The sequence below is a fragment of the Streptomyces sp. RLA131 genome, from assembly GCF_056270125.1.
On record NZ_JBWDOQ010000002.1, the window covers coordinates 4,522,299 to 4,536,691 of the forward strand.

2 protein-coding genes are annotated in these 14,393 nt (G+C 74.1%); one reads left to right on the forward strand and one right to left on the reverse strand.

Annotation, left to right across the window (positions count from 1 at the left end):
* Positions 1–5: 5 nt before the first annotated feature.
* Positions 6–13,250, reverse strand: a complete 13,245-nt coding sequence (locus RWE79_RS21520) for a type I polyketide synthase (RefSeq protein WP_475941695.1) — start codon at positions 13,248–13,250, stop codon at positions 6–8.
* A 267-nt stretch (positions 13,251–13,517) separates the two neighbouring features.
* Between RWE79_RS21520 and RWE79_RS21525 the strand changes: the two genes are divergently transcribed.
* Positions 13,518–14,321, forward strand: coding sequence for a hypothetical protein (locus RWE79_RS21525; RefSeq protein WP_475941696.1), 804 nt, complete (start codon positions 13,518–13,520; stop codon positions 14,319–14,321).
* Positions 14,322–14,393: the final 72 nt, after the last annotated feature.

Sequence of the window (14,393 nt, forward strand, 5' to 3'; positions counted from 1 at the left end):
GCAGGTCAGGAGAGACCGAGCTCGCTGTCGATGAGGTCGAAGAGTTCGTCGTCACTGGCCGTGTCGAGGTCGAAGCCGGCGGCCGCTTCGGCCGCCGCGCCGAACTGCGCGGCGAGCGCGTGCAGCCGGGCCGCCAGCTCGCTCTGCCCGCCCGCGTCCAGCACGGCCCCGGACAGTGCCCGCTCCAGCCGGTCCAGCTCGGCCAGCGCGGTGGCCGGGGTTGTGGTGACGGTGGTGGCGGTCAGGTGTTCCTGGAGGTGGTGGGCGAGGGCGGTGGGGGTGGGGTAGTCGAAGACGAGGGTGGCGGGCAGTTTGATGCCGGTCGCGGTGGTGAGGCGGTTGCGCAGGTCCACCGCGGCCAGCGAGTCGAACCCGAGGTTCCGGAAGGCCTGCTCCGGCTGCACCGCGTCCGCGCTCGCATGGCCGATGGCCACGGCCGCCTCGGTCCGTACGAGATCGAGCACGGCGCCCGCCCGCTCCTCATCGTCGGCCAGCCCCGCCAGCCGGTCCGCGAAGGACTCGGCTCCCTGAGCCGCCGTACCCGCCGTGGCCTGTTTGCGGGTGGGGCGGATGAGGGTGTGGAGGAGGTGGGGGGTGGGGTGGTTGCGGGCGTAGGCGGTGAGGTCGAGTTTGGCGGGGACGAGGGTGGGGCGGTCGCTGGTGAGAGCGGCGTCGAAGAGCGCGAGACCTTCCTCGGGGGTGAGCGCGCGCATCCCGCCACGGGTCGAGCCGGTGGGCAGGCCGGCCGCCATGCCGTCGGCCTGCTCCCACGGGCCCCAGGCGAGAGAGGTCGCGGGGAGCCCCTGCGCGTGGCGCTGGTGGGCGAGTTCGTCGAGGAAGGCGTTGGCGGCGCTGTAGTTGGTCTGCCCCCGGTTGCCGAGGGTGCCGGAGACCGAGGAGAAGAGGATGAAGGCTTCGAGGGGGTGGTGGTGGGTGAGTTGGTGGAGGTGCCAGGCTCCGTCGGCTTTGGGGCCCAGGACGGTGTGGAGGCGTTGGGGGGTTTGGGCGGTGAGGGTTCCGTCGTCGAGGGTGCCGGCGGTGTGGATGACGGCGGTGATGGGGTGGTTGTCGAGGAGGGTGTGGAGGGTGTGGGGGTTGGTGGTGTCGCAGGCTTCGATGGTGATCTGGGCGCCGAGGGCGCCGAGGGTGGTGAGTTGGTCGGTGGCGGGGGTGGTGTGTCCGGTGCGGTTGGTGAGGATGAGGCGGTTGACGTGGTGGTGGGTGATGAGGTGGTGGGCGATGAGGGTGCCCAGGGAGCCGGTGCCGCCGGTGATGAGGACGGTGCTGTGGGGTCCGAGGGGGCTGGGTTTGTCGGGGGTGGTGGTGTGTCGGTTGAGGCGGGGGACGGTGAGGGTTCCGTTGGTGAGGCGGAGGTGGGGTTCGCCGGTGGCGAGGGCGGTGGTGAGGGCGTGGGTGGAGGCGGGGGTGTTGTCGAGTTCGGCCAGGACGATCCGGTCGGGGTACTCCAACTGCGCACTGCGCACCAGACCCCGCACCGGGGCCGACGCCGGATCGCCGCTGTCGACGGTCACGACCAGCGTGCCGCCGTCCTGCGCCGGGTCCTCCACGAAGACCTGGAGGGCGCCGAGGACGTGTTCCGTCACCGCGCGCACCCTCTCCGGCATCGTGCCGTCCGTGGCGGCAGCGGCGACGCCGATGACATCGCACCGGGTCCAGCCCGTCGGCGCGGCGGCGGCCGCGTCCAGCGCGACCGGCGTCCACTCCACCGTGAACAGCGCGTCCCGCAGGGCGTTCCCAGCCCCGCCCAGCTGCTCGGCGGCCACCTCGCGGTAGACGAGCGAGCCGACCGTGGCCACCGGCGCACCTGAGGTGTCCGCCGCCGTCACCGAGAACCCGTCGGCCCCGGCCGGCGCGATCCGTACCCGCAGCGCGGTGGCGCCGGTGGCGTGCAGCGTCACCCCGCCCCAGGCGAACGGCAACCGGGTGCGGCCGTCGTCAGCGCGGCCGGGCGCGAACGCCGCCGCGTGCAGTGCCGAGTCGAGCAGGCCGGGGTGCAGCCCGAACCGCTCGGCGGCCGCCGAGTCCGCCGGGTCGAGAGCGACCTCGGCGAACACCTCCTCGCCGCGGGTCCACACCTTGTGCAGCCCCCGGAAGAGCGGACCGAAGGCGAAACCGCCCGCCGCCAGGCCCTCGTAGAAGCCGTCCGTGCCGACCGGTTGGGCGCCGGGGGGCGGCCAGGCGGCCAGGTCCGCGGATGCCGGGGACGCGGCGGATGCGGGAGCCGACGCGGCCACGGAGGCGAGCGAACCGCTCGCGTGCCGGGTCCACGGTGAGTCCGGCGCCGCGTCCTGCGGCCGGGAGTAGATCCCGAGGGCGCGCCGGCCGCTGTCGTCCTCGCCCGAAGCCACCACCTGGACATGCACACCGCCCTTGGCGGGCACCACCAGCGGCGCTTCGACGATCATCTCCTCCAGGCACGGGCTGCCCGCCTCGTCCCCGGTGCGTACGGCCAGTTCCACCAGGGCCGTACCCGGCAGCAGCACCGTGCCCGCGATGGTGTGGTCCGCCAGCCACGGGTGCGTGGCCAGCGACAGCCGTCCGGTCGCCAGCACACCGCCCGCGTCGGGCAGCACCGACACCGCCGCCAGCAGCGGGTGACCGGCCTCCGTCAGGCCCAGGGCACCGGCGTCCCCGGCGGGCGCGGCCGGCTCCAGCCAGTAGCGCTCCCGCTGGAAGGCGTACGTCGGCAACTGGACGCCGTGCGGCGGCTCGTCGCCGTACAACGCGGTGCGGTCCGTCCGGACACCCCGCGTGTGGAGCGTGCCGCGTGCCACGACGGCGGTGCGCACCTCGCTCTGTGCGCGGCGGAGGGTGGGGAGAGTGGTGGCGTCTGTGTCTTCGAGGGTCTGGCCGGTCATGGCGGTGAGGATGGCGTCGGGGCCGAGTTCGAGGTAGGTGGTGGTGCCGTGGTGGTGGAGGGTGGTGATGGCGTCGGCGAAGCGGACGGCCTGGCGGGCGTGGCGGATCCAGTAGTCGGGGGTGCGGATGTCGTCGCCCGCGAGTTCCCCGGTGAGGGTGGAGACGATCGGGATACGGGGGGCGTGGAAGGTCAGCCCCGCGACGATCTGGCGGAACTCGTCGAGCATCGGGTCCATCAGGGGGGAGTGGAAGGCGTGGGAGACCGTGAGCTCTTTGGTGCGGTGTCCGGCTTCCTTCAGCTGTGCGGCGATGCCCTGCACGGTGTCGTCGTGTCCGGAGATGACGACGGAGGAGGGTCCGTTGACGGCGGCGATGGCTGCGCGGTCGGTGTGGTCTTGGAGCAGGGGCAGTACGTCGGCTTCGGTGGCCGATACGGCGATCATGGCGCCGCCGGCGGGCAGGGCTTGCATGAGTCGGCCGCGTGCGGTGACGAGTGTGGCGGCGTCGGTGAGGGTGAGGATGCCCGCGATGTGGGCTGCGGCAATCTCACCGATGGAGTGTCCGGTGAGGTAGTCGGGTCGGATGCCCCAGGATTCGTGGAGTCGGTAGAGGGCGACTTCGAGGGCGAAGAGGGCGGGTTGGGTCCAGCCGGTGTCGTTGAGTCCGTGGCCGTCGGTGATGACTTCGGCGAGGGGTCGGTCGAGGTGGGGGTCGAGTGCGGCGCAGGCCTGGTCGAAGGCTTGCGCGAAGACCGGGAACGCGTCATGGAGTTCGCGGCCCATCCCGGCCCGCTGCGCACCCTGACCGGTGAAGAGGAACGCCAGCTTCCCCGGGGTCGGGGAGCCGGTGACGACATCGGGTGACGTGTTGCCCCCGGCGAGTGCCGTAAGACCCGCCAGGAGCTCTGCCCGGTCGGCGCCGACGATGACGGCTCGCTCTTCGAGGGCGGGGCGGTGGGCGAGGGCCCGGCCGATGGCGCCGGTGTCCGGGGCGTCGGGCTGCTGGGCGAAGGCGAGCAGCCGCTGGGCCTGGGCGCGCAGGGCGTCCGGGGTCCGGGCCGACAACTCCCACGCGGGCAACGCCGGTTCGGCCGGTTCGCTGTCCGTCTTCATGGCCGGGGGCTGTTCGATGATGACGTGGGCGTTGGTGCCGCTGACGCCGAACGAGGAGACGGCGGCCCGGCGTGGCCGGTCCATCTCCGGCCAGGGGCGGGCCTCGGTCAGCAGCTCGACGGCCCCGGCCGACCAGTCCACATGCGGGGTCGGCTCGTCGATGTGCAGGGTCTTCGGCATGAGGCCGTGCCGCATCGCCATGATCACCTTGATGATGCCGGTCACGCCGGCCGCCGCCTGGGAGTGGCCGATGTTGGACTTGGACGATCCGAGCCACACCGGCCGGCCCTCCGGCCGTCCCTGTCCGTAGGTGGCGATGACGGCCTGGGCCTCGATCGGGTCGCCCAGCTTCGTCCCGGTGCCGTGCGCCTCGACCAGGTCCACGTCGACCGGTGACAACCCGGCCTCGGCCAGGGCCTGCTGGATGACGCGCTGCTGGGAGGGGCCGTTGGGGGCGGTGAGGCCGTTGGACGTCCCGTCCTGGTTGACGGCGCTGCCGCGCAGCAGGGCCAGCACCTCGTGGCCGTTACGGCGGGCGTCGGACAGCCGCTCGATGAGCAGGAGCCCGGCCGCCTCGGACCAGCCGGTGCCGTCCGCGCCGGCCGCGAAGGCCTTGCAGCGCCCGTCGGCGGCCAGCCCGCGCTGACGGGAGAACTCCACGAACCCGTCGGGGGTGGCGAGGATGGTGATGCCGCCGGCCAGCGCGAGGTCGCACTCGCCGCTGCGCAGCGCCTGCGCGGCCAGGTGCAGGGCGACCAGCGAGGACGAGCAGGCGGTGTCGACCGTGACGGCCGGCCCCTCCAGCCCCAGGGTGTACGACACCCGGCCGGACAGCACGCTCGGCTGGTTGCCGGTGGCCGTGTAGCCCTCGATCTCCTCGCTGACCGCGCCGACGGCGTAACCGGTGTGGAAGGCACCGACGAAGACGCCGGTACGGCTGCCGCGCAGACCGGTCACATCGATGCCGCCCCGCTCGAAGGTCTCCCATGCGGTCTCCAGGATCACCCGCTGCTGCGGGTCCATGGCCAGGGCCTCGCGGGGCGAGATCCCGAAGAACGCGGCGTCGAAGCGGTCCGCGCCGGAGAGGAAGCCGCCCTTGACGGAGTACGTCCTGCCCGGGGTGCCGGGCTCGGGGTCGTACAGGCCGTCGATGTCCCAGCCCCGGTCGGCCGGGAAGTCGGAGACCGCCGTGCCGCCCTCGGCCAGCAACTGCCAGAGCTGCTCAGGTGAGTTGAGGCCGTCGGGGAAGCGGCCGGCCATGGAGACGATCGCGATGGGGTCGTCGTCGTCCGCCGCGGTGGCGCGCGGCGCCGTGGTGACGGACGCGGCGGGCGCTCCGTCGGGTGCGGCGCCCACGGTCTGGGCGAGCAGGTGCTCGGAGAGCCGCTGCGGGGTGGGGTGGTCGAAGGCCAGGGTGGCGGAGAGCCGGACACCGGTCGTGGCGTTGAGGCGGTTGCGCAGCTCGACCGCGGTCATGGAGTCGAAGCCCAGCTCCTTGAAGGTGCGTTCGGGTGCGATCGCCGTGCCGGAGCTGTGCCCGAGTACGGCGGCCGCCGCCTCCCGCACCGACTCCAGTACGGCGTCGGCCCGCCGGTCCGCCGGGAGGGCGCGGACGCGCTCCGCGAACGAGCCACCGTTCGGGCCGGAGCCGGTCGCGCCGCCCGCCGCCGGGGCCGGGTCCTCGCGCAGCGCGTCCCGCACCTCGGGAAGGTCGCCGATGAAGGGGCTGGGCCGGGCCGAGGTGAAGCCGGGCGCGAACCGGGACCATTCGACGTCCGCGACGGTGACCGTGGCGTCGCCGCCCGCCTGAGCGCGTCCGACCGCCCGCATCAGGGCGGTCGCCGCCAGCTCCGGGTCCATCGGCGGCACACCCAGCCGGCGCATCCGCTCGGCCGCGCCGTCGGCGGCGCCCATACCGGACCCGCCCCACGAGCCCCAGGCGATCGAGATCGCGGTGCGGCCGAGGGAGCGGCGCCGTTCGGCCAGGGCGTCGAGGTAGGCGTTGGCGGCCGCGTACGAGCTCTGGCCGCCGCCGCCCCACACACCGGCGCTGGAGGAGATCAGGACGAAGGCGTCGAGCGGCCGGTCGCCCAGCAGCTCGTCCAGGTGGGCGGCGCCCAGGACCTTCCCGGCGAGAACACGGTCCATCTCGTCCGGTCCGGTGTCGGCGACCGAGCCGGACTGCCCGACGCCCGCCGCGTGCACCACGGCGGTGAGCGGCTGCCCGTCGGGAACGCGGTCCAGCAGCGCGGCGACCGAGGCCCGGTCGGTCATGTCGCAGGAGACCACCGAGACAGTCGTGCCCAACGCGGACAGTTCGTCGGCGAGTTCGGCCGCTCCTTCGCCGGCCGGGCCGCGCCTGCTGCTCAGCATCAGGTGCCCGGCCCCGGCCAGGGCCAGCCGGCGCGCGATGCGTGCGGCCACCCCGCCGGTGCCGCCGGTGACCAGCACGGTGCCGCGCGGAGTCCACTCGGATGCGGTGGCCCGCTGCTGTGGCTGCTGCTGGGGCGCCCGGCCCAGGCGTCGTACGAACAGCCCCGAGGCGCGGACCGCCAACTGGTCCTCGCCCTGGGGGCCGCCCAGTGCCGTGGCCAGCCGCCGCGCGGTCCTGGCGTCGAAGGCGTCCGCGCCACCGCCCGGCAGGTCCACGATGCCGCCCCACAACCGGGGGAACTCCAGCGCCGCGGCCACCCCGAAGCCCCAGACCAGGGCCTGCGCGGGGTCCGTCACCGCGCCGTCAGGACCGGCGCCCACCGCGCCCAGGGTCAGCGACCACACGGGCCCCGCCGCCCCGGCCGCGTCCAGTGCGGGCAGCAGCCGGGCCAGTGATGCCAGGCCCCGGGTCAGCGCCGGGTGCGACGGATGCGGCCGGGTGTCGAGAGCGAGCAGCGACAGTACGCCGCCGCCCGGCCCGGAGGTCCCCTCCAGGGCCGCCGCCAGCCCGTCGCCGTACGACTCCGGGTCCGGCCCGGCCTCGTACACCGTGAACTCGACGCCCTGCGTGCGCAGGCCGTCCAGGATCGCCTCCGCCCGGCTGTCCGCAAGCCCGGCCGGCACCACGGCCAGCCAACGGCCCGACGGCGCCGCCCCGGTGTCCTTGGGCAGCCGCTTCCAGCCGACCCGGTACGTCCACGCGTCCAGCGTCGAACGCAGCCGCTCGCCGCGCCGCCAGTCGGCGAGGATCGGCAGAGCGGCACCCAGCGCCGCGCTGTCCCCACTGCCCAGCGTCTCCTCGAACGCCTCCAGGTCGCCCTTCTCCACGGCCTCCCAGAACCGCGACTCCGCCGGCTCGGCGGTCCGTGCCTCCGCCTGGCCGTCCGCCGCCCCGGCCGGTTCGTCCAGCCAGTAGCGCTCCCGCTGGAACGCGTACGTCGGCAGCTCGGCCCGGCGCATGCCGTCACCGGCCGCGAAGAAGGCCGACCAGTCGACGCGAACGCCCCGGGTGTGCAGCACGCCGAGGGCCGACACCAGTGCGGCGGGCTCCTCCTGTGCGCGGCGGAGGGTGGGGACGGTGGTGGCATCGTCCACGACTTGGCCGGTCATGGCGGTGAGGATGGCGTCGGGGCCGAGTTCGAGGTAGGTGGTGGTGCCGTGGTGGTGGAGGGTGGTGATGGCGTCGGCGAAGCGGACGGCCTGGCGGGCGTGGCGGATCCAGTAGTCGGGGGTGCGGATGTCGTCGCCGGCGAGTTGTCCGGTGAGGGTGGAGACGATGGGGATGCGGGGGGTGTGGAAGGTGAGTCCGTCGAGGATCTGACGGAACTCGTCGAGCATCGGGTCCATGAGGGGGGAGTGGAAGGCGTGGGAGACCGTGAGCTCTTTGGTGCGGTGTCCGGCTTCCTTGAGCTGTGCGGCGATGCTGTGGACGGTGTCGTGGTGTCCGGAGATGACGATGGAGGAGGGTCCGTTGACGGCGGCGATGGCTGCGCGGTCGGTGTGGTCTTGGAGCAGGGGCAGTACGTCGGCTTCGGTGGCGGATACGGCGATCATGGTGCCGCCGGTGGGCAGGGCTTGCATGAGTCGGCCGCGTGCGGTGACGAGTGTGGCGGCGTCGGTGAGGGTGAGGATGCCCGCGATGTGGGCTGCGGCAATCTCACCGATGGAGTGTCCGGCAACATAATCGGGTCGCACTCCCCAGGATTCGTGGAGTCGGTAGAGGGCGACTTCCAGGGCGAAGAGGGCGGGTTGGGTCCAGCCGGTGTCGTTGAGTCCGTGGCCGTCGGTGATGACTTCGGCGAGGGGCCGGTCGAGGTGGGGGTCGAGTGCGGCGCAGGCCTGGTCGAAGGCTTGCGCGAAGACCGGGAACGCGTCATGGAGTTCGCGGCCCATCCCGGCCCGCTGCGCACCCTGACCGGTGAAGAGGAACGCCAGTGCCCCGTCCGAGGGGCGGCCGACGACGGTGTCCGGGCCGGGCCTGCCCTGGGCGACGGCGCGCAGGGCGTCGAGGGCGGACGCGCGGTCGGTGGCGGTGATGACGGCGCGGTGGTCCAGCTGGGCGCGGGTGGTCGCCAGGGCGTGCCCGACCTCCCGGAGGGTGAGCTCGGGCCGCTCAGCCAGATGGGCCGAGAGCCGGGCCGCCTGGGCGGGCAGCGCCTCGGCGGAGGCGGCGGACAACGGCAGTACGGTGACGGGCAGTTCGGCCGCGCCCCGGCCCGGACCGGCGTCCTGGCCGCCGTTCACGTCCGGGTCCTCGCCCCCGTCCCGGTCCTCGGCCGGGGGCTGCTCGATGATGACGTGGGCGTTGGTGCCGCTGACACCGAACGAGGACACACCGGCCCGGCGCGGCCGGTCCAGCTCCGGCCAGGGGCGGGCCTCGGTCAGCAGCTCGACGGCCCCCGCCGACCAGTCCACATGCGAGGTCGGTTCGTCGATGTGCAGGGTCTTCGGCAGTGTCCCGTGCCGCATCGCCTGGACCATCTTGATCACGCCGGCGACCCCGGCGGCGGACTGGGCGTGCCCGATGTTGGACTTCAGGGAGCCCAGCCACACCGGCTGCCCGTCCGGCCGTCCCTGCCCGTAGGTGGCGACGACGGCCTGGGCCTCGATCGGGTCGCCCAGCTTCGTCCCCGTACCGTGCGCCTCGACGGCGTCGACATCGGCGGCGGTCAGTCCGGCGTTGGCGAGGGCCTGCCGGATGACGCGCTGCTGCGCCGGACCGCTGGGCGCGGTGAGGCCGTTGGAGGCGCCGTCCTGGTTGACGGCGCTGCCACGGATCACGGCGAGCACGGGGTGCCCGTTGCGGCGGGCGTCGGACAGCCGTTCCAGCAGCACCAGACCGACGCCCTCGGACCAGCCGGTGCCGTCCGCCCCGGCGGCGAAGGCCTTGCAGCGGCCGTCGGCCGCCAGGCCCTGCTGCCGGGAGAACTCGACGAACGAGGTCGGCTGGGCCATCACCGCGACGCCGCCGGCCAGGGACATCGTGCACTCGCCGCTGCGCAGCGCCTGGGCGGCCAGGTGCAGGGCGACCAGTGAGGACGAGCAGGCGGTGTCGACCGTGACGGCCGGCCCCTCCAGCCCCAGGGTGTAGGAGATGCGGCCGGAGACCACGCTTCCGGCGGTACCGATGCCGATCTGGCCCTCGATGCCCTCGGGCGTACGGGTCAACTGCTGTCCGTAGTCGTGGTACATGACGCCCGCGAAGACGCCGACGCTGCTGCCCCGGAGCCCCGTCGGGTCGATGCCGGCCCGCTCGAAGGTCTCCCAGGCGGTCTCCAGGAGCAGCCGCTGCTGCGGGTCGCTGGCGAGGGCCTCGCGCGGCGAGATCCCGAAGAACGCGGCGTCGAACTCCCCGGCGTCGTACAGGAATCCGCCGTCGCGGACGTACGAGGTGCCGAGGTGGCCGGGGTCGGGGTCGTAGAGCTGTTCCAGGTTCCAGCCCCGGTCGTCGGGGAAGGCCGAGACGGCGTCGGTGCCTTCGGAGACCAGCCGCCACAGCTCCTCGGGGGAGGTGACGCCGCCCGGCAGCCGGCAGCCCATGCCGACGATCGCGACCGGCTCGTCGTCGTAGGCGGCGCGGACCGTGGCGGGGGAGGTGCCGGGGCCGGTGGCCCTGGTCAGCAGGGCCCGCAGGTGGCGGGCCACGGCGTCGGGGGTGGGGTGGTCGAAGGCCAGGGTGGTGGGCAGCGGCAGCCCGGTCGCCTCGGTGAGACGGTTGCGCAGCTCCACGGCCTGTACGGAGGTGAAGCCGAGGGCCTTGAAGGCGCGGCCGGCGCCGACCGCCCCGGGGCCGTCCAGTCCGGCGGTGCGCGCGGCCTCGGTGCGTACGAGTTCGAGGAGCATCCGCACCCCGCCGTCCTCGGGCAGTGCGGCCAGCCGCTCGCGCAGGGCGGCGGCCCGCGCGTCGTCGGCCTCGCCGCGGCGCGGGGCGGTGTCGACGAGGTCGTCGAAGAGCGCCGGTACGGCGTCGTGGTGCAGCGTGGCGGTGTCGAGCTTCACCGGGTACAGGCAGGCGGGGCCGGTGAGTTCGGCGGCGGCGTCGAGCATGGCGAGGCCGGTGCGGGCCGGCAGCGGCGCGATGCCGGGCGGCAGGTCACGGTCGGTGGCCTCACCGGCCGCACCCGCTGCCTCCGCCCTGCCGGGCAGGTCCCAGGGCCCCCAGGCCAGGGCCAGGGCGGGCAGTCCGCGGGCCCTGCGGTGCCGGGCGAGGGCCTGGAGGAAGGCGTCGGCGGCGGCCCGGGCGGGGTCGGCGGGGACGCCGAGGAGGCTGTCGGCGGAGGAGAACAGCACGAACGCGGCCGGCTGCGCGGCGCGGGTCAGCTCATGGAGGCCGAGCGCGCCGTCGATGGCGGCGGCCAGCGGTTCGCCGGGCCAGGAGTCCTCGGGGTCGGGTGCGTGCAGCACGGTGCCGACCGGGCGTTCGGCGTGGGCCAGCACCGCGGCCAGGGCCTCGTGGTCGGTGAGGTCGCAGGCGTGCAGCCGGATGCCGGCGTCCGGGCCGGCGAGTTCGGCGAGTTCGGCGCGCAGCGCTTCGGCGGCCGGGTCGGCCTCGCCCTGGTCGCTGATCAGCAGCAGGTGCCGGGCCCGGTGGGCGGCCACGACATGGCGTGCGGCGGCCGCGCCCCGGGCGCCGCCGGCGCCGGTGACGACCACGGTGCGCTGCGGGTCCACCAGCGGCTGCCCGGAGCCCTCGGTGGCGGCCGAGACCCGGGCCAGCCGGGGCTGGAGCACGACCCCGTCGCGGATGGCGAACTGTTCCTCGCCGGAGCCGAGGGCGGTGCGCAGGACGGAGTCGTCCAGGCCCGTGTCGAGGTCGGCGAGGACGATCCGGCCCGGGTGGCGTGCCTGGAGCGCGCCGACGTAGCCCCAGATCGCGGCCTGGACCAGATCCGGGACGTCGCCGCCGGTGCCGCCGTCTGCGCCGGTGCCGGTGCCGGTGCCGGTGGCCACGGCTCGACGGACCACGACGACGAGCCGGGAGCCGGCCTGCCGTTCGTCCGCCAGCCACGGTTCGACGGACCGGGCCAGCATGCGTACGGCGTCCTCGACGGCCGCGCCGGACATCCGCCGCCCGGCCGTGGAGCCCCGGGCGGCCAGCACCGTCACCTCGGGGACCGGGGCGCCCGCCGCGATCTCCTCCCGGAGGTCGTCCAGGTCGGCGGGGTCGGCCGCCAGGGCCCATTCGCCCGTCGCGGGCCGGGTGGCGGCGAGCGACGGCACCGGGACCCAGTCGACGCGCAGCAGCGCCTCGTGGTGGCGTCCGCCGGTCGCGCGCAGCCGGGCGGGCCGGGCGAGCAGCTCGTGCCGGGTGATCTTGCCCGACTGGGTGCGGGGCACCTGCTCGATCTCGTACAGCTCCTCGGGCACCTTGTAGTAGGCGAGTTGTTCCCGGCAGGCCTCGAACAGCCGCTCCGCGTCGAGCCCTTCGGGCCCGGGGACCAGGAAGGCGACCGGCACCTCGCCCAGGACGTCGTGCGGCTTGCCGACCACGGCGCAGTCGGCGACTCCCGGCACCTGCCGCAGGACCTGTTCCACCTCGCCCGGGTGGATGTTCTCGCCGCCCCGGATGATGATCTCCTTGATGCGTCCGGTGACGGTGAAGTACCCGGCGCCGTCGCGGCGGGCCAGGTCGCCGGTGCGGTACCAGCCGTCCCGCAGCGCGGCGGCGGTCTCCCTGGGCCGCCGGTGGTAGCCGGGCGTCACGTTGGGTCCGCTGACCCAGACCTCGCCCTCCTCGTCGGTGCCGACCTCGGCACCGGTCCCCGGGTCCACCAGTCGTACGTTGAGACCGGGCACCGGCAGACCGCAGGAGCCCTCGACCCGGGCGCCGGTGGGCCAGTTGATGGTGATCGAGCCGCAGGTCTCGGTGGAGCCGTACGCGTCGAGCAGCGGCGCCCCGAAGGACTCCTCGAAGGCCTGCCGCAGTGACGCGGTGGTGATGGCGCCGCCGACCAGGCACATGCGCAGGGCGGGTGCGCGGAAGCCGGTCTCGCGGGCGGCCCGGACGAGGTAGTGGTACATGGTCGGCACGCCGCCGAGGAAGGTGCTCTCCCGCTCCGCCAGCGCGCTGAGGATCTCGTCGGCCGAGAAGCCGTCGACGATGTGCGCCGAGGCCCCGACGGCGGTCACCGCGAGCACGCAGACGATGTGCGACAGGCTGTGGAACAGCGGCAGCGGCCACAGCACCCGGTCCTCGGCGGTCAGGCCCGGCACCGGTACGTAGCAGGCGGCCACCGACCACAGGCAGTTGCGCTGGGTGGACAGCACGCCCTTGGGCCGTCCGGTGGTGCCCGAGGTGTAGAGGATCCAGGCGGTGTCGTCCAGCCCGAGGTCGTCGCCGGCCGGCACGGCGGGCTCGGTGGTGGCCAGCCGCTCGTAGGACACACTGCCCGGCAGCGCCGGCGCGGACGCGCTCGGGTCGTCCACGACGACCACCCGCAGCTGCCGGTTCTCAAGTGCCATCTCCCGCACCTGGTCCAGGTGCGCGGTGTCGGTGATCACCACCCGGGCCCCGCTGTCCCGCAGCAGATAGTCCAGTTCGGCCTCGGTGGAACGGGGGTTGAGCGGCACCCCGACCGCACCGGCCCGGACGACGGCCAGATAACTCTCCACGGTCTCCACCCGGTTGCCCAGGACGATGGCCGCCCGGTCGCCCGGCTGGAGACGCAACTCGGCCAGATTCCCGGCCAGTCTGCCGGTGCGTGCCTCCAACTCGGCCCACGTCACGCTGCGTCGGCCGTCACTGAACGCCGTCTTCTCCGGAAAGGAAATCGCGTGCGATTTCAGGAGTTCCGGCAACGGCCTAATCAGTTCGGTACGGAGCATTACCGATCCACCCCTTGTTCGGAAAAGACGGAGTACGCGATGTGCGACTCAGTCTTGTCCGCGGGGAAGGGTGCGACCCCCCAGTAAACCCCCCTAGGGCCGCCCTGTTCCGCGGCGGCCGGTGACTTTCCACCCCAGACAATGGAAGCCGGCGGAGCACGACCATACGCTCGGTCAAGTGGCCTTTCCCGGCGAGGAGATTACCGGGTCCCACGAGAAACGCAAGCAGAACCGATCAAGTAATGCGATCTCATTCCGAGGGGAATCATGATGATCCACGACTGGCTGTACTGCAGGCTGCCCGACCAGACCTGGGCCGGCCAGGGCCCGCCGCCCTCGCCCCGGCTGCCCGCCGGGGTGCGCGAGGCCCTGGCCCTGGCCCGTTCCGATCCGGACGCGCGGTGGTTCTTCCAGCCGCTGCGCGACGGCTCCGGGCCCGGCACCGAACTCTGGCTGACCGCCGGCCGGCCGTTCACCCGGACCGTGCAGGCGGCGCTGCTCACCGAGGCGGCCCGGACCGGCAGCCGGCTGCTGCACCGCCCCGAGCGCCGGGCGCCGGAGTGCACCGACGAACTGTCCGCCCGGTCCAGCGAACTCGCGCTGGCCGTCGCGACCGCGGGCGGCCTCCCGGCACGCGACCGGTTCGCCCTCGCCGTACGCCATCTGCGCCACGCCGCGGCACTGGTCCCGGACGCGGACCGGTCCGCGTTCCTCTTCCTGTGCTGGCAGCACTGGGCCGGCCGGATCGACGCCGGCCGGCGGCTGCTCCTGGGACGGCAGGCGGCCGCACCGGACGCGGACCTGCTGCCGGACGCCCTGGACGACAACCCCCTGACCGGCCTGGACCCCGCTCTGGCCGGCCCCTGGGAGCGCTACCTCGACGCCCTCGACGCCCTGGCGGGCCATGCCGCCACGGGCGGACTGCCCGGCAACTACCTGCTGTTCGAGCAGATCCATCTGACGCATCTGCGCCTGGGCGTCCCGCCGGAGGCCGAGGCACTGGCCGCCCTGGCGATACGCAACGCGCCCGCCGCGGCCCTCCCGGAACCGGCGGTCCTGCAGGCCGCCTGACCGGCCCCGGCACCGGTCCCGACACCGGCCCCGACACCTGTCCCAACCGATCACCCAACCTGAGGGGAGGCC